This is a genomic window from Ensifer sp. CCNWLY38 (genome assembly GCF_037120565.1).
Lineage (GTDB): Bacteria > Pseudomonadota > Alphaproteobacteria > Rhizobiales > Rhizobiaceae > Ensifer > Ensifer adhaerens_H.
Genome location: NZ_JBBBBO010000029.1, coordinates 1 through 16,811 on the forward strand (window position 1 = coordinate 1; position 16,811 = coordinate 16,811).

Genomic DNA, 16,811 nt, shown 5'->3' on the forward strand with positions numbered 1-16,811 from the left:
AGGGGAGAAAGCATCCAGCGGCCAAATCGTTCCCGCTCGCATGTTTAAAAGCCGGGCAGTCGGGACGGTGGCGGCGGCGCGGCATGCCCTGGGCACGCGAGCGAAATTGGAGAGTGCGCCATGCGACTGGGGCCAACGAGAACGGAGAAGGCGTCAAATGCCAGTTGATACATTATGCGATCCTTCTGTAACGGGCTTTGCGTCAATCTCTTGTGCGCTTGATCCTCGCCGAGGGCTTGCTTCTGTCCGCAGTCGACGCTCAGCCGCTGCTCGATGGGTCTGCTGAGGACCGGTTGGCCAATCTTAGAGGCGCAGTCACCGCGTGCTGCTGATCGCATAGCGGCCTAACCCATCCATCGTCCCGGCGAAGGGACCTTGCTGCGGAGGGCTGATGGCTGTGCCCGTCCGAAGTCCTGGCTTGTCGTCTCCTCCGATCAAGCCGCCAGGGCTGGCGCTACCTTATGAGCAATGAAGTTGGTTCTGTCCCTGAGCATGCAATGCAACACCACCGCCAGCTTGCGGGCCAGCGCCACGCGCGCCTTTCTGGGACCGGCACGTCTGGCGACCGCCAACGCCCAGCCCTTCAGATCGGAGCCTTTGACCGGTCGCGTCAGGATGACGTTGGCCGCTTCGTAGAGCGCGGTTCGCGCGCTGCCATCGCCGATCTTCGAGATGCGACCGCTCTGATCGGTCTCGCCCGATTGATATTTCTTCGGCGTCAATCCGAAGTGCGGCCCCACCGCGCGGGATGAGCGGAATCGCTCCGGCGCATCGGCAGCCGCCACGAACGTCAGCGCCACCAGGACGCCAACGCCTGGCGTCGTCATCAGCCGCTGTGCTCGGAATGGTGAAGCTCGACATCGCCGCGCTTAGACGAGCCCTTGATGGGTAAGATTGAGCGCCTGCTTCCGATCACGACTTCGTGGTTTCAGCGCCATTGCAAGCGAGCTCATTATCCGCCCTGCAAAGGCATTAGGAAGGGCGACCGATGGCGATCACTCGGCGCACGGCCGTTCAGGGGCTTGGCATCGGCGCATTGCTGCCGCTTGCGCCGCGACTGGCCCTTGGCCAGCCGGCCGGCATCCTGACGAGGCCGATTCCGGCAAGCGGAGAGTTATTGCCGGTGATCGGCCTCGGCACCTGGATCACCTTCAATGTCGGCGACGATCCGGTGCTCATGGACGAGTGTGCCGCAGTGATCGCCGCCTTCTTCGATGGCGGCGGCCGCATGATCGATTCCTCGCCGATGTACAGTTCCTCCCAGCCAACAATCGGTTACGGTCTGCACAAGCTCGGCCATCCGAAGCGCCTGTTTTCCGCCGAGAAGGTTTGGATATCGCACCCGGAACAGGGAGGCCCGCAAATCGAGGCATCGCGCGCCTACTGGGGCGTCGACAAGTTCGATCTCGTGCAGGTCCACAATCTCGTCTCCTGGGAAAAACACCTCCCGGCTCTCATCGAAATGAAAGCGGCGGGACGGCTACGTTATGTCGGCATCACGACATCGGAGGGACGAAGGCACCGCGAGATCGAGAGCATCATGGCCAGCCAGCCCATCGATTTTGTCCAACTCACCTACAACATTCTCGACCGTGAGCCCGAACAGCGCATCCTGCCCTTGGCCCGGGAAAAAGGCATCGCCGTGATCGTCAATCGCCCGTTCAGACAGGGTGACCTGGTCCGGCAATTCGAGGACGGGCCACTGCCGGACTGGCGCGCCGAGACGGGCGCCCGCAACTGGGCTCAGTTCCTGCTGAAGTTCATCATCTCCCATCCGACGGTCACCTGCGCCATTCCCGCGACCACCAGGGTTGACCACGTGCGCGAGAACCTTGAGGCCGCAAGCGGCATCCTGCCGGACGAAAAGATGCGCCGGCGCATGATCGACTATGTGGAAGCGCTGTGAGCGGCCGCTCGGCTCCAGAGGGGAACTTGGCTGATGTCCGAATGGGGGACCTACACGCTCTCCGACTTGGTGATGTTCTCGCCGCGCGTCTATTTCCGCCTCGTAGAGCGCTACAACCAGCAATTCTGGCCGTTGCAGCTTGTCTGGATCGCCGGCGCAATTCTTATCCTCGCACCGGCAGCGACCGGCGTGCCGCGCGCCCGCGTCGCGGCCTTTCCGCTGCTTGCTGCAGCCTGGCTCTTCTGTGGCTGGCAGTTCATCTGGGAACGTTACACCGCGATCCATTGGGGCATGTCCTATGCGGCAGGTGCCTTCCTGCTCCAGGCCGGATTGCTGGCTCTATCGACAGCCCCGGCACGGCAGACGGATGGGCCCGCAAGCCGGTTGCGGCACCGTGGCGGCATCGGCCTCATGCTTTTCGGTTTGCTCGCCTATCCTTGCCTCGCCTGGCCGGCGGGGCGCTCCCTCGCCTCGGCCGAGATATTCGCGATGATGCCGGATCCCACGGCAACGACGACGCTCGGCACCGTATTGGCAGTGGCAGCCTCCGGCAAGCGGGGTTGGCTACTTCTGCCGATCCCGCTGCTCTGGTGCGCCTTCAGCGGCCTGACTCTCCTTGCACTGGAGGACCCCAGCGCCTGGGCGTCGTTAGCAGTCATCGTCGCCACACTCGCACTTCTGCTGGCCGACCGGCGCTGACGACCCTTGGCGCGATCGATGCTCCTTCCAGACATGGAGAGGGGTCCACCGGCTCCATCTCGCATTCCGTCAGAAGATCCTCCGGCAGTTGCTCGTTTAGTCTACGCGGGCATTTCCCTACCTCGGAGCGCCGGCTGGAAGATGTGAAGCGTGTTGAGATCCGTTGGAGCGCGATAATGGTTAGGAGGTCTTAATTCCATTCAACGCTTTCAAGAATGCGAACGGTGATGTCAACTTAACCGGATATACTGGCCTAAGCTCGTCAACCGATCGGAACCCTTGCATTGACCGCTCTCGTTTCCCGAACGGCAGATGTGAGTTTTTCGGCCCGGTTGTTCAGGCCCTTGTGTGATCGATGCTCGACGTTCGGCATCACCTGCCGTTTCGCTGCAGCGTAAGAGCGCGCGCCGTCCTTGCGAACAGCTTCGAGCGAATTCACAGGTCCAACCTGATCAACATGGGCGTGTCGCCGGTCCTTCTTCCCGCGGGAGCGCATGCACAATCGTTGAATCTGACGGCGAACGATACGCTCAAGATTGGGGCCAGCAGCTTGAGCCCGAGGGGCTCGATGTCTGTCACCGTTGAACGTTCGACAGGGTCGCAGAGCCTGACTTGCACTGCTGCCATCGAAACGGAACAGGAACTCATGGTTCTTGAGGCGGGGGGATCATCCCTCTTATTCTAGAAAAAACCTTGCTCGGGCAAGGTTTGAACTGATCGCCTTGAAGGGATACGAACACAGAACCCGTTTGCAAAGCGACGTCGCGAAAACACCGAGCAACAACTCGACGCGCTCGGCGATGCGCCGTCGATATCGCTTCGGCCCTTTCAATGCCGCAGCTCCCCCCTCATCGACCGGGTTCTGAACGCTTCCGCACGATCGGACCGCACTCTCTCAATCTCCGGAGGAATTCGCTCGTCCACAGATCGTCTGGATCAGACACGTATTGCGCAAACCGATCCATGCCGGTCGTGCCGTAACGGGTTGGCTGCCGGTCAGTTTTCATTAGATCGGCGATCGCGAACAAGATGTGTCGTGCGAACGCGCCCGGGTCCTGCCTGCTGACAGCATTTCGCAGACCCAGCTCGCGCCAGGCCGTCCGATGGTCCTGCCTGGTGTTGTAGAAGTCGCGGGCGATAACCCAGAAGACGAAGTCGACAATGTCGGCAGTCCAACCGTGCGCCTTCGCAATGGCTGGAACGGTCGTGCCCGCAAAGACGTATTCATGTCCGGGATCCACCAGTCGGCCGTAGTCCTTGATCAGGGGAAGTGCCGTACGATCCATGCAACCCAAGGCGTGGACGGCGCTTGACAGCAGCCCGACGCCCTCAGTCGCCACCGAGAACAGGAAGCGATCGGGTTGGCTGGCCTCCACGAAACCACCGACCAACTGTCGCAGTGCTGGGACGGCAGTCGGGCAATGTGTGGGAACGTCCGCAAAGAAATCGAACTCGCTGACGGTCCTGTCGTTCGCGACGAACGACACCTGGATTTCGCGGTCGACTGCCATACGGTAGATTTCGCCGGTCATCTCCGCAGCAAGAGCATTGATGGCGTCGATGCGACCAGCCTCCGACCAGCCGGCGACCGGGATAGTGATCCGGTTGCGTACCCGCTCCAGTGTATGGATCTTGCAGAGCGTTGCTGCCTCCTGCACGCGCGCAGGGACGCTGAGGTCCGGCGCCTGCCACTGATCGTGAGATGTTGGGATCGAGACGATCGCATATGGGTCGGTGTGAAGCCGGCCGTCGAAGATCGCAGTGCCCGTTTCGTAGATTGCCCGCGCCTTGCGGTTAGGAAGCGGCTCGAATTGCTTGTACCGCTCTGCCATCGGGCAGACGAGGCCTGAGGTGTTAACGCCGTGCCGGTCAAGAAACAGCCGGGGCGAGATCGTGCCGTCGAGGCCGACGCAGGTGAGAAAATTGCCCGTATCCACCCAGCACGCAGCCCCGTCCGGCTGCCACCCGACTACGCGCAAGGATTTGGGAAGTTCGCCGTAGTTGTCGACGATCCTCTTCCACATCCTGTCGTCATCTGCGAATTCCGCCGGATAGGCCTCTCGGGGCGGGGCGTCTTCCAGCGGGTCGCCGTCGAAGGCCGCAAGCGTCGTCGAGATCGCCTCCCAGATCGCGCGCCGGGCGGTCATGGGATGGGGCGCATCCGCGGCCGGCGGCTTTACCGGCGTCGCACAGAGATGTGTCTCGTCCGGAACTTCCACTGCCTTAAGCCACACGGCGGTCACCCGCCGCAACAAGCGCATCGGGAAGGCTTCCCATATCTGGAGGGACAGGCCGTAGCGCGGCTCACCGCCTTTCCTGCCGAACACCTTGCCGATGGTGCTTGCCGGTTCCAGATGGCGGGGAAGCCGCGCATGGTCGAACTTGATCCAATACCGGCCATCCGGGCTTCGGCTCATGAAGAGCACGTTGAGTTTGCCGGGCGTCATTCGCGGCGACGCTACGAAAGACTGCTCCCGGTCACCAGTCAGGGGGTCCAGAAGCATGACCATGCTGCGTGGCGTCCCGCTGGACCTGTCGATGAAATCGATCAGCAAACTGCCGTCTTCGCTTTCGGTTATCTCGCCGGCAAAGCCCGGCAGACCGTCATGGATTGCCTCAACACGGCCGACCGGGATGTCGATGACGATGAGCCGGCGGCTTTCCGCCTTGATCGAACTGCCTAGCGGTTGCAGCAGATACAGATACCGCCCGCCCCGGCTCGACAGCCGCAGGCTTCGTGAGAGTGGTGTCTCCAGATCGATTTCTGCGTGGATGCTTTGCTGCAGCACGCTATGCAGGCGGAACAGACCCGCGCGATTGCACGTCCAGATGTGGTCGGGACCCGCAACACCGAATCCGCCTTCAGGGGCCTCATCGGGCAGGTGAAGCCATTCGGATGCCCGCGGATGCCCGCTAACGCGCAGACAGTCCGAAATACTTTCGACTTTGAGCATTGCAGCCTCCCGCTTGACAGCCTTCTATAGCGGGAAACGGTTTCAACAACCGTTAAACCTGTGGGTGTAAAATGATTGCGGAGGCCAATGCTGAAATGACCGTTCGTCTTCGCAAGGACTGCTTAAGCGCTTCACCGCAATGACCGGTGTCTGGGAGCGAAGCCGATTGATCGGTCTGCGCGACGGACTTCTGAGCAATGGAGAACAACCCGAAGCGGCGCGGCACTTCGCCATGCCGATCCGGATTTGAGCCGCGATAGATTGCGGTTTCCATAGCCAAAGCCTGTAGTCGATGTGATCGTCACCCCGTGAATTGCGAAGCTCTGAACGAAAGAATTCCGGAAAGCTGCGGAGATTGAAATGGTGTTTGGAAAACGCAAAAGTCCACCGGTGGCCGCCTTTTCCGTTCCTGTTCCCCGGGACACTATCGCTGACCCTAATGATGCGGATCTCGAGCTCATTGCGACGATCGTGGATTTCGTCAATTACCTCTTCACAGACGGCTTATATCGGCAGGAAGAGTTGCCCCCTTACCTAGTTCAATTGTATCACGCAGACTTCTACGTCGCTCAGATCAACAATGGCGGCCATAGCCAATTCGTTCACAACTGCGGGACAAGGTGGCAGATGATTTTCGCGAATGCGGAAGCCGGTCTGGCAGCCATGGGGGCCACCGGTCAGGCGAACCTGATGCGGGAACTGACTGTATGGACGGCAGCCAATCCCGATAAGGCGTCCGCACAGACCGGCTTCAAGGGAGGCAGGGACCCTGCGCTGGACATTCTGGACGAAGCATTCAACCGGCAACAAGTGGAGAGTCCCGTGGCACCTCGTGCCGCGACCTGGATCAGGAGTTGGTCGGGCCTCAGGCTCGTCGAGCCGGCAGAGCTTCGCAAGGCATGGAACGAGTGTGCACGGGCAAACGCCAGCCGCTTGCATCGACTTTCAGAAACGCGTGTTGGCGCTTTCCAGCAGGTGTTGTCCGACGATGTACACCTCGCCATCGGAATGGCGGTCGACGCGGCGAACGAAACTCTGTTCGAGGGCAGAAACCGGGAGACGATCGAGGTCGACGGGCGCCATCTGGAGGCCTGGATCGTTCAAACAAGCTTCGGATTGCGGGGCGCTGTTTGCGACAGCTCGGGGGTTCGCCTCTACGCTCTCCAACTTGGTGGCGAGGGAGTAACCTGGAAGGCTGCCGCGCTCATCGGGTTCGCGGGCACAACGGATATTGATCAAATGCTGTCGTTCGCCGAGGGAGAACCACTTGCAATGGCCGTCGACCTTGCCCTCAGCCGGGTGAGACCGGATTTCACCGGGTGCATCATCCAGCCATGTAAGCCGGTCGACGGTATTCCAAATCCGATATTCAAGATCGTTGCCGGCGACGAGATATTCATGATGACCAAGAAGGACGCGATGTACTTGCTCGCCGGGCAGAGACCGGGGGAAATCTACGATCCGATTTCATTGGCAGAGATCGAAGACCACAAACAAGGTCTCCGCGACAAATGAGCAGTCGCTGGAGCACCACACGAGCGCGGTTCCAGGATCAAACCGGAGTATCACTCGATAGGCCTCGTGATTGGCAAGGCCCGCGGCGCTTCGGCGCGGTCTACCAACCATCACCCGTTCCGGTCGATACATTATGCGATCCTTTGGTCCAGAACGTGAATATCCTAGCAACAAGCCGTTCGCCACGCTCGTGAAGAACGGCTCCCTTCAAACCTGTGCACTTTGGCTCCGGACGCGATTTAATAGCCCGAGGCGGACAATCAATTCGTTAGCAGGGACTGCGGGTTTGCGCCAACAGCAGTCGAATGACAGTTTCCGATCATCGGCTGCGACCGACCCAAAGCTGCCGCTTGTAACGAGAACGCCGGGCACTGTTGGCCCAAGGCGGACCCTTCGAGCGTAAAGCGAGCAGCCTACGGTGAACCCTGCGAGGCAGAGGGCCATCAGTAGCCTCTTATTTCCTTCAACGCATTCTTGGCGTAGTTGCCGACGAAACTCTCATTCTCTATTGCCACTAAGGCGGGAATCGCAGCCTTGGCCCCAGGCCCGATCTTCCGCAAGGATTGCACGGCCTCCTCGCGGACAACGCCGTCTCCGAGCAGCATAACCAGGGCCGGCACGGATTCCGCTGCCGCCGGTCCAAACCAACCCAAGCGCTTTGCGGCGATCTGCCTGCTCGCTGGATCGCCCCGCTTCAGTTCAGCTGTGAGGCTCGAAACGGTCACGTCCGGCGGCAGGGCGGCCGCACGGACACCGTCGAGCAAGCGTTCCCGCACCGCTTTGTATTCAGATGCCCATCGAATGGGGAATTTATAATCGCGCGCCAGGTCTTCGAGAGCCGCCTGATTTGTTCCCGGCCGCCAAATCAGCAGCTTGCGCCTTGCCTCGTCCCGGCGCCCGAGTCCAGCAAGTACGGATGCGAACGGCGGCATGAGCGCAGTTGCGTTCGGGTTCTTCTTGGCTCCCTGGTCGAAGACCTCCACCGCCTGCTCCAGATCGTTTGCGGCAAACAGCGCAGCCGCGTGGGCAAGGACATAATGGCTTGGGAAGTTCGGATTGAGGCGAAGAGCCCTGTGGACGAAGTCGAGGGCCTCGCTTGGCTTGCCTGAAGTCGTCAAGGCCCAAGCCATGGCGATTTGCGCTTCAGGGTCGTTCGGGTCGAGTTCAGTCGCCCGGCCGGCTTCGCGGCGTGCATCTTCTGCCCGACCGAAACGCAGATGGGCCAGCGCTTTGGCCGTATATCCGAGAGCCGTAGGGTATCTCATGGCTCTGTCCAGGTGTGCCTGACCGTGAAACGCGGCTACAAACGGAGGTGCGCCAAATTGCTGGTTCCACCCATATTCATCGTCTCTGAAGAGTACCTCCTCATGCCAGGCATAGTCTTCGACCCTGAAGTAGACCAGAGCGAGCGCGGCGTAGGCGCGTCCATACTCGGGATCGAGTTGAATTGCTCTCTTTAGCGGCGCGATGGCCGCTGCATTGTCTTTGGCATTGAAACGAAGATAGAGACCCCATCCCTCGTCGAATGCCTCTTTCGCCCGCAGGCTCTCCGTCCTGCCGCGGGCGATCTCCATCCTCTCATTTCCCGTCAGACTGACTTTCAGCGCCTCGACAATCTTGGTGACGAATGCATCCTGAACGCCGAAAACATCGGCAACATTGCCGTCAAAGCGGTCGGCCCACACATGGCCTCCCGTGAGCGCGTCAACCAGCTGGGCATTGACGCGGAGCCGGTCTCCCGCACGTTGAACGCTACCCTCCAGAACGTATCGCACACCCAACTCTTCGGCGACCTGGCTGACCGCCACTGTCTTGCCTTGATATGCGAACGTCGAGTTCCGGGCGACGACGAACAGATCGGCACTCTTTGACAGATCGGTGATCAAGCTGTCCGTCATGCCGTCGGTAAAATGCTGCTGCCCCGCTTCCCCGGACAGGTTGGTGAATGGTAGGACCGCAATGGACGGCCTGTCGGGCAAAGAGAACTCCATCCGTGCCCTTGAGGCCAACTCAACAGGCGGTGCGCGGGAGGTGCTCCAGAAAACCACGATTCCGACTGCGAGCATCAGAACTGCTGCGGCGGTCGAGGGCCAGAACCATGAACGATAAGGCTTGCGCCGTGTCCAGGCGGCCGTGGTTCGGGGATGATCGCCAAGGTGAATTCGATAGAGGCGAACGGGCTTGTCGATGTTCTTGACCTGCTGCTCACCCACGAAATCGAACCCGTAGTCCAGCTTTCTCTCGACTTGATCGTACGCCGTTCCTGAAATCAGGACGCCTCCCGGATCGGCCAATCCCTCGAGTCTTGCCGCGACATTCACGCCGTCGCCATAGATATCCTGTCCTTCGACGATGACGTCGCCAAGATTGACGCCGATGCGAAACTCGAGCTGTTTGTCAGCAGGTAGCTCCTCGTTGCACTCGGCCATCGCTTGCTGGATTTCGACGGCGCATCTGACAGCGTCAACCACACTGGGAAACTCGATCAGCGCGCCATCGCCCATGAGCTTGACCATCCGCCCGTTGTGGGCGGCAATCTTCGGGGCGATGATGTTCTCGCGGGTGCTTCCCAGCCGCGCTAAGGTGTCCGCCTCATCGATCTCCATGAGGTGACTGTAACCAACGAGGTCAGCGGCCAGAATCGCCGCAAGCTTCCGTTGCATGGGATGTTCCCGGTGCATAACAGCATTGGTGCAATTATAGGATAGTCAACGTTCGCATCCCAGTCTGCGGTGGGCGGAGCCTGTGTGAAAACGGCACACAGGCTCCGCCCGAAGCGAAAGTTCGGTTGATCCGGGCAAACTCTTACTTGTGGCCCAGAGCGGAAATTCCGCTTTGGCCCGCATTGGGGTGTTAGGCGGATGGTCTGAGCTAACAGATCCACAACGATCAAAAGCCCGCGACGGTCTAGGCTGTGTGAGAATCGATCGATCCCCTCTGATTGACGGGGCCGGCTATGGATCATGCAGTCCCTATGCGGGGCTGATCTGAGATTGACGCTGCGGATTTGGTCGGGTGCCGGTAAATTTCCATTCGCTCTGCGCTGAGGGCTACGTCGCGCTCCACCAATTGGTCGACATCGCTTCTGCGGCTGGGCCGGTAGTTCTAGGTGCTGCAGCAGAGGAACCGACATGACCTCCATCCGCGGGCTTGTCAGCCGCTACCCCCTCATTGCGTTTTTCGCCATCGCTTACATACTGACCTGGCTCGGCTGGACCCTGCCGGAGCGGATCTATACCGGCACCCTCCTCTCCGGCGCGCTCGCCTTGCCTTTCCTCCTCATGGTGCCCGGTCCGCTTTACGCGGCTCTGATTGTAACTGCGGTCACCGGAGGCAGGCCCGGCGTCGTCGCGCTCCTTAAGAAGTTCACCATCCGGCGGGTGAGCTGGAAATGATTTGCGGTCACCCTGCTCTCGGCGCCAGTGATCGGCGTGACGCCCGCTTATCTGAACATGGTCTTCGGCGGGCCGAACCCCACGGAGGCGTTGATCGCTTCAGTGCCGACCATTCTGATGATGTTCGCCATTCGCCTCGTCAATCCCCTCGACGGACCGATGCAGGAAGAACTCGGCTGGCGTGGCTTCGCGCTCCCGCGTCTGCAGGAACGGCACTTGCCGCTCGTTGCGAGCGCTTCCTCGGCGTGCTGGTGGTCATCTGGCACGTGCCGCTCATCCTCCTCGACATACTGCCAGCTGATGCTCTGTTTGGGACCTTCGCTTTCACGATCGTGTTCGGCTGGCTCTTCAACAACACCAAGGGCAGCGTGCTCATGACCTTGATCGCCCAAGCCGCAGACGGCCTGATCATCACCGGCAATCTCGGCCTGAACGCGATCAACAGCGAACGCCAGATCATGCTGCTGGTCGCGACGTGGTGTGATTGCGCTGGTCGTTGTTATCCCCTATGGGCTGACGCTTATTCGCAAGCACAATACCCGCGTGCCTCAGAATCAACCTAGAGCGTAGTCCGTTCCCGGCGCAAGGGAGCCGTCACGGGCTGCCTTGGTGGGCGGCCGCTTTCCCCCCGTTACCGCCGCGCGGCGGACCAGCGAAAGCCGCGGTGCCCGACACTTTTGATCCCTCGCCTTGAGCGGAATCGGACCTGCGACCATTTCCTGAGAGGCGTGCGAGCGCCGCGTCATTGGTGAAGCCGTCGGGCATCGACTGCCAAAGTCGACTGCGCCTGCCAGGAGGAACCTAGTGGCGAAGAGCGTCAACCACGATCTTGAAGGCAGGCGAGTTCTGCCGGCGGCTCGGATAATAGAGATAATAGCCTGCAAAGCTGGGCGACCAGTCATCAAGAACCTGAAGCAGGCTTCCCGAGCGTATCTCGGCCGTCACTAAATCCTCCGGCACGTAGGCGATGCCGTAACCGGCGACGGCAGCATCGACCATGGCATAGGAAGTGTTGAAGGTGAGCTGTCCTTCGACGCGAACGCGAAGCTCTCGGTCGTCCTTGGCAAACTCCCAGGCGTAAAGGCCGCCGGAACCAGCCTGGCGATGGTTGATGCAATTGTGCGCGACCAGTTCCTGCGGCGTCTTAGGTGCCGGATGCCCGGCGAAGTATGCAGGCGATCCGACCGCGACCAACCGCCAGTCCGGTCCGATCCTGACCGCGATCATATCGTTGTCCAGGCTTTCGCCCAGGCGGACGCCGGCGTCGAACCGTTCCTCGACGATGTTGCGGAAGCCGTTGTCGCGGTTCAGCTCCACCTTGATATCGGGGTAATCCAGGAGCAGCGGGCGCAGCTTTGGCCACACGACGCTCTCCAAGGCGTGGTCGGAGAGGTTTATCCTGACCGTGCCAGACGGCTTGTCGCGGATCTCCATCAGTTCGTCGATTTCGGTCTCGAGTTCCTCGATCCGCGGCGCCAGCGAGCGCAGAAGCCGCTCGCCGGCTTCGGTCGGCGAGACGCTTCGCGTCGTGCGTGTCAAAAGCCGAAGACCCATGCGGGCTTCGAGCTTCTTGATCGTATGGCTCAAGGTGGATTGCGAAGTGCCGAGCTTGGCCGCCGCCCGGGTGAAGCTTCGCTCCTCGGCAACGGCGAGAAACCATAGCATGTCATTCAGGTCTTGCCTCTTCACGGGCGGCCCTCCGGCAAATTCATGTCACACATCGATAAGTCCATCCGGATTGCAACGGCTAATCAAATTATCGGGAGCCGGTATCTTGGCGGCATGAAACGAAACAACCACACAAAACGTGCTGAAGCGGCAATCCTGCCCATGTCCCAGTCAGCCCTGTGGGCGCTGCCGGTCACAAACAGTGAGAGCCCAAAGGAGGCCTGGGGCGCCGTGCTCGCGATGGCGCTCTGCGTATCAGTGCTGATTGCCTCCGAGTTCATGCCCGTAAGCCTGCTGACCCCTATCGCCACCGATCTTGGCGTGAGCGAAGGCCGGATGGGGCAGGCGATCTCGATTTCGGGCATCTTCGCGGTCATCACCAGCCTCCTCGTCTCGGGTCTGACGCGGCGCCTCGATCGCCGACTGGTCGTCACGTTCTTTGCCCTGGCTCTCTTCATTTCGGGAGGCATCGTCACCTTCGCCCCGAACTACGGGGTGTTGATGATCGGACGCGCGCTTCTGGGGGTTGCCGTCGGCGGCTTCTGGTCGATGTCGACGGCCATCGTCATGCGGCTGGTCCCTGAGAATGCCGTGCCCAAGGGCCTGGCGATGCTCAACGCCGGCAACGCCATCTCTGCGACGATTTCGGCGCCGCTTGGCAGCCTGCTCGGCGATTACATCGGATGGCGTGGGGCGTTCTTCATCGTCGTGCCGCTCGCCCTTCTTGCGCTCGTCTGGCAGTGGATAAGCTTGCCTTCCTTGCCGCCGCGCCGCGGCGACCGGTCGCGAAACGTCCTCGGCCTTTTGCGCCGGCGACAGGTCGCGCTCGGCATGGGCTCGATCCTGCTTCTGTTCATGGGCCAGTTCGCGCTGTTCACCTACCTACGGCCGTTTCTGGAGACCGTGACGGGCTTGCCGGTGTCTTCGCTCTCGCTCCTGCTGCTTCTCATGGGGCTTGCAGGAGCGCTCGGGACCTATCTGATCACAGGCATGCTGAAGGCGCGCCTGTTCAGCATCCTCGCTGCGATCCCCTTCCTGATGGCGCTCATCGCTTTCGGCCTGATCATGGCAGGAACGTCTTCGCTTACCGCGGCGGTTTTGCTCATCGCATGGGGCCTGGTCGGCACGGCCGCACCGGTCGGCTGGGGCACATGGCTTAGCCGGCACCTTGCCGACGACGCCGAGGCGGGCGGCGGGCTGCAGGTTGCGACGATCCAGCTTGCCATCACGATGGGGGCGACCATCGGCGGCTACCTATTCGACACGGCAGGCTGGTTGAGCACTTTTGCCTTTGCCGCAGCACTCCTCGTCGGCTCTTCGGCCCTTGCCGTGGCGGCCTGGCATATAAGCAGGAGAACCTGAGATGAGTCCGAACGTACCAAGCGTCACCCGTCGGGTAGTCCTTGCCAGTGCACTCGCTACTGGTGGGCTGGCGTCTCTTGCCGGAGCGCAGAAAGGCAATGACCCGGCGAGTGAGGAGCCTACGACCATGAAAGTCACGATGACATTCAACGGGCAGACAATGGTCGCCAGCCTCTACGACAACCCCTCGGCTCGGGACTTCGCGTCGCTGCCGCCGCTCGACCTGACGATCGACGACTACGCCGACAACGAGAAGATCGTTTACCTGCCGCGCAAGCTAACGGAAGCGGCGAGCGAACCGTTCGGCAACGAGCGCCCCGGCGATCTCTGCTATTTCGCGCCATGGGGCAACCTGGCGCTCTTCTATGGCCGCTACCGCTATTCCTCCGGGCTTATCCGGCTCGGCCGTTTCGACGATGGCTTCGAGCCGCTCCTGGTGCGCGGTGAATTCCCGATCCGCATAGAGCGCGTCTGACACAGCCTGATCCCCAGCTTTTAGAGAGCTGAACGGCCGGCGGCCGTGGGGCGGGATTCCTTTAACGTAGCAACGAAAATGGAGATGTGACTATGAACGAGAAAGACGACAACACCACGCCGAACGGTAATTTCGATCTCAACCGACGGAAGCTGTTGAAGGCGACTGGCGCCGGCATTGCTGCGCTCGGCGCGCTCTCCGTTTTCGACGGCGGCTTTGCCGCCGCGCAGGACATGTCGCGTGGCGCTGCAAATTTCTACACCAGCGACAAGGTCACCGTTCAGAAGGTTGCGTTCAAGACCCAGTACCAGACGACCGTTGCAGGAAACCTCTTCCTGCCGAAGGCCCTCGATCGGGCGGCCGCAAGCCCGGCCGTCATCGTCGGCCATCCGATGGGCGCCGTGAAAGAGCAGAGCGCCAACCTCTACGCCACCAGGATGGCTGAGGAGGGCTTCGTCGCCATGTCCATCGACTTGCCCTTTTGGGGGGAGAGCGAAGGCAAGGTGCGCAACCTCGTCTCGCCCGATATCTACGCCGAGGCCTTCAGCGCCGGCGTCGATTTCCTCGGCAGCCAGGCTTACGTCGACCGTCAGAGGATCGGCGGCATCGGCATATGCGGAAGCGGCAGCTTCATCATCAGCGCGGCCAAGATCGATCCGCGCATCCGGACGATCGCGACCGTCAGCATGTATGACATGGGCGCCGCCTTCCGTGACGCCCTGAACCATTCGCAGTCTGTCGAGCAGCGCAAGCAGTTCATCGCGGCCGCGGCCGAGCAACGCTGGGGAGAGTTTGCAGGCAGCGAGACGCAGTATATGGGCGGTACCGTGCTTGAACTGACCGCCGATACCGATCCGGTGCAGCGCGAGTTCTATGACTTCTATCGCACGTCGCGCGGAGAGTTCACCCCGAAGGGTGCGACAAGGCAGACAACCACGAAGCCGACGCTCACGAGTAGCGTCAAGTTCATGAACTTCTATCCGTTCAACGACATCGAGACGATCTCTCCGCGGCCCATGCTGTTCATTTCCGGTGATCAGGCGCATTCCCGCGAGTTCAGCGAGGACGCCTACAAGCGGGCGGCCGAACCCAAGGAACTGGTCTGGGTGAAGGGCGCAGGTCACGTGGACCTCTACGATCGCGTCGATCTCATCCCGTTCGAAAAGCTGAAGGGCTTTTTTGATCAACACCTGACAACGTGAAAAGGTGGGGCGCGGGCGTGGCCTGACCGCTCGGTTGAGGCCTCGCTTCTTACATAAGTGAGCGTACCAGGCCTCGGCCGCGACACGCGGCCAGAGCCAGTTCGCGCGCGGTTTGACCGGTTAAAAGGGGTCGCCGCAGGAGGTTCAGCATCGCGCCGGCCACGGGCCGGGAACCGGGACCGCCTACCCCCGGCAAGCCGCTCCGCTTGATTAAGGAATGGCCAAGATCGGAATCATGAGCCCCGCCCCTCACCTTCCGGGCCGCGCCAGCGACCGGGCTATGTCGATGATGTCGTCGCGTGATGCCGTTGGGTCCTCCTTGTTCCAGGCAACCCCGAGCCCGATCTTCAAATCGACACCGCGCACCGGCCTGAGCTCGAAGTTGCGGTTCGGCAGATCCTTCGTCCATTCCGGCGCAAAGCCGATGCCAAGACCGGCGGAGACAAGCGACACCAGCGAGAAGGTGTCGTCGCAGCTATAGGCGATGTTGGCGGTCAGCCCATGGGTCTCGAACATTCCCGAGAAGTACCGCTCCGAGTAGGAGAGGTTCTGACGGGAAAAGGCGATGATCTTCTCGGAACGAAGATCCTCGATGTCGATCTCGCTTCGAAGCGCCAGCGGGCTCGTCTTTTCGACGGCGAGCAGATAGCGCTCATGCGCGATCGAGAAGAAGCGCAAGGATCCGATGTTTTCGACCGGGCGGATGAAGCCGAGATTGATCTGGCCATTCTCCAGTCCGCGGATGATGTCTGAGGTCGACCCGCTTCTGACATGCAATGCGACATCGGGAAACTTCCGGCCGATGCGCGCAAGGAAGCCCGGCAGCACACCGGTCGTTGCCGGATAGACGGTTCCGATCTTGATCGTGCGCGCCGCCTTGCCGGCAACCGAACGCGCCACCTCGGCCGACAGCCCGACATCGCCGATGATGCGCACGGCCCGATCGTAGAACACCTCCCCTGCCCGCGTCAGTTCGACCCGACGCGTCGATCGCTCCAGCAGCCGCACACCCAGTTCCTTCTCCAGCGCCTGGATGTGTGCGCTCAACGCCGGCTGGGCGATGCACATCCGGGCCGCTGCCCGATTGAAGTGCAGCTCCTCGGCCACGGCGACGAAGAACGAGAGTTGGCGCAGTTCCATCGAACGCCCTTTCAATCAATTTTGGGGTGCGCGCAAAAGGCGAAACCGAAATCACCACTCTGCAACTTTTAACATCTTTTCGTATAGAATAGCCAGTTATTTAATTGGACACGCAATGGTCATGTGCGATCATGACACCGCGTGATCTTTTGGCTTGGAACGTTCGGAAATTGAGGGTCAAGCGCGGCCTCTCACAGGAACGCCTTGCGCTCGAAGCGCAGTTGGAACGGGTGTCGATCTCTCAACTCGAGCGCAAACAGGTCAATCTCGGCGTGGATTCACTGGGAAAGATCGCGGCAGTGCTCGAATGCAAGGTCTTCGAATTGTTCGTCGAGCCAAAAGCCGGCGAGGAAGCGCCCTCCAACCTGCCACGAGGACGCAAGCCCTAATCCGCCAAGCAGAGTTCCGATCGATACATGGCCTTTATCAACAAAAGACAGCAATATCCTTGCTGCCCGGGGATTGCCGTGCGATTCTTCGGGTATGGTTCGAGGG

14 protein-coding genes and 3 pseudogenes are annotated in these 16,811 nt (G+C 60.9%); 10 read left to right on the forward strand and 7 right to left on the reverse strand.

The annotated features are described in order from the left end of the window. Nucleotides 1-434: 434 nt before the first annotated feature. A pseudogene (locus V7S54_RS32770) lies at nucleotides 435-836 on the reverse strand (transposase); the annotation flags it as partial. A gap of 152 nt (nucleotides 837-988) precedes the next feature. Here V7S54_RS32770 and V7S54_RS32775 point away from each other — a divergent pair. Together V7S54_RS32775 and V7S54_RS32780 are read left to right on the forward strand one after the other, a co-directional pair. Further along, nucleotides 989-1,906, forward strand: a complete 918-nt coding sequence (locus tag V7S54_RS32775; RefSeq protein ID WP_336409960.1) for an aldo/keto reductase — start codon at nucleotides 989-991, stop codon at nucleotides 1,904-1,906. Between the two features lie 33 nt (nucleotides 1,907-1,939). Then, complete coding sequence (locus V7S54_RS32780; protein ID WP_065375153.1) at nucleotides 1,940-2,605, forward strand: DUF6064 family protein; 666 nt, start codon at nucleotides 1,940-1,942, stop codon at nucleotides 2,603-2,605. 252 nt (nucleotides 2,606-2,857) lie between these two features. Here V7S54_RS32780 and V7S54_RS32785 read toward each other — a convergent pair. Next, a pseudogene (locus V7S54_RS32785) lies at nucleotides 2,858-3,017 on the reverse strand (DDE-type integrase/transposase/recombinase); the annotation flags it as partial. Here V7S54_RS32785 and V7S54_RS33400 point away from each other — a divergent pair. Then, on the forward strand, nucleotides 2,961-3,290 hold the full coding sequence (locus V7S54_RS33400) for a hypothetical protein (RefSeq protein ID WP_442892647.1): 330 nt from the start codon (nucleotides 2,961-2,963) through the stop codon (nucleotides 3,288-3,290). The pseudogene V7S54_RS32785 and the gene V7S54_RS33400 sit on opposite strands and share 57 nt — an antisense overlap. Before the next feature lie 163 nt (nucleotides 3,291-3,453). Here V7S54_RS33400 and V7S54_RS32790 read toward each other — a convergent pair whose 3' ends face one another. Continuing rightward, a complete protein-coding gene (locus V7S54_RS32790; protein ID WP_336409959.1) occupies nucleotides 3,454-5,559 on the reverse strand; it encodes a hypothetical protein in 2,106 nt (701 codons plus the stop codon). 360 nt (nucleotides 5,560-5,919) lie between these two features. Between V7S54_RS32790 and V7S54_RS32795 the strand changes: the two genes are divergently transcribed. After that, nucleotides 5,920-7,074, forward strand: coding sequence for a DMP19 family protein (locus V7S54_RS32795; RefSeq protein ID WP_336409958.1), 1,155 nt, complete (start codon nucleotides 5,920-5,922; stop codon nucleotides 7,072-7,074). A 443-nt stretch (nucleotides 7,075-7,517) separates the two neighbouring features. Here the strand turns inward: V7S54_RS32795 and V7S54_RS32800 are convergent, their stop codons facing one another. Then, the gene (locus tag V7S54_RS32800; protein ID WP_336409957.1) at nucleotides 7,518-9,737 is read right to left on the reverse strand and encodes an adenylate/guanylate cyclase domain-containing protein; all 2,220 of its coding nucleotides are present in this window, start codon (nucleotides 9,735-9,737) and stop codon (nucleotides 7,518-7,520) included. A 468-nt stretch (nucleotides 9,738-10,205) separates the two neighbouring features. Between V7S54_RS32800 and V7S54_RS32805 the strand changes: the two genes are divergently transcribed. After that, a complete protein-coding gene (locus V7S54_RS32805; RefSeq protein WP_336409956.1) occupies nucleotides 10,206-10,469 on the forward strand; it encodes a hypothetical protein in 264 nt (87 codons plus the stop codon). Nucleotides 10,470-10,714: 245 nt separating this feature from the next. Further along, the gene (locus tag V7S54_RS32810) at nucleotides 10,715-11,032 is read left to right on the forward strand and encodes a hypothetical protein (RefSeq protein WP_336409955.1); all 318 of its coding nucleotides are present in this window, start codon (nucleotides 10,715-10,717) and stop codon (nucleotides 11,030-11,032) included. A 238-nt stretch (nucleotides 11,033-11,270) separates the two neighbouring features. Here the strand turns inward: V7S54_RS32810 and V7S54_RS32815 are convergent, their stop codons facing one another. Continuing rightward, complete coding sequence (locus V7S54_RS32815; RefSeq protein WP_336409954.1) at nucleotides 11,271-12,158, reverse strand: LysR family transcriptional regulator; 888 nt, start codon at nucleotides 12,156-12,158, stop codon at nucleotides 11,271-11,273. Nucleotides 12,159-12,299: 141 nt separating this feature from the next. On the opposite strand from V7S54_RS32815, the gene V7S54_RS32820 reads away from it, so the two are divergent. The 3 genes from V7S54_RS32820 (at nucleotide 12,300) to V7S54_RS32830 (ending at nucleotide 15,176) form a co-directional block, all read left to right on the forward strand. Next, on the forward strand, nucleotides 12,300-13,499 hold the full coding sequence (locus V7S54_RS32820; RefSeq protein ID WP_234793094.1) for an MFS transporter: 1,200 nt from the start codon (nucleotides 12,300-12,302) through the stop codon (nucleotides 13,497-13,499). A gap of 1 nt (nucleotide 13,500) precedes the next feature. Continuing rightward, on the forward strand, nucleotides 13,501-13,974 hold the full coding sequence (locus V7S54_RS32825; RefSeq protein WP_336409953.1) for a cyclophilin-like fold protein: 474 nt from the start codon (nucleotides 13,501-13,503) through the stop codon (nucleotides 13,972-13,974). 92 nt (nucleotides 13,975-14,066) lie between these two features. Then, a complete protein-coding gene (locus V7S54_RS32830; RefSeq protein WP_336409952.1) occupies nucleotides 14,067-15,176 on the forward strand; it encodes an alpha/beta hydrolase in 1,110 nt (369 codons plus the stop codon). A 249-nt stretch (nucleotides 15,177-15,425) separates the two neighbouring features. On the opposite strand, the gene V7S54_RS32835 is transcribed toward V7S54_RS32830, so the two are convergent. Next, nucleotides 15,426-16,316 (reverse strand): LysR family transcriptional regulator, encoded by an 891-nt coding sequence (locus V7S54_RS32835; RefSeq protein WP_065375161.1) that lies wholly within the window; start codon nucleotides 16,314-16,316, stop codon nucleotides 15,426-15,428. 131 nt (nucleotides 16,317-16,447) lie between these two features. On the opposite strand from V7S54_RS32835, the pseudogene V7S54_RS32840 reads away from it, so the two are divergent. Further along, a pseudogene (locus tag V7S54_RS32840) lies at nucleotides 16,448-16,582 on the forward strand (helix-turn-helix domain-containing protein); the annotation flags it as partial. 12 nt (nucleotides 16,583-16,594) lie between these two features. Here the strand turns inward: V7S54_RS32840 and V7S54_RS32845 are convergent. Then, a partial coding sequence (locus V7S54_RS32845) for a hypothetical protein (RefSeq protein ID WP_336409961.1) occupies nucleotides 16,595-16,811 on the reverse strand: 217 nt, incomplete at its 5' end.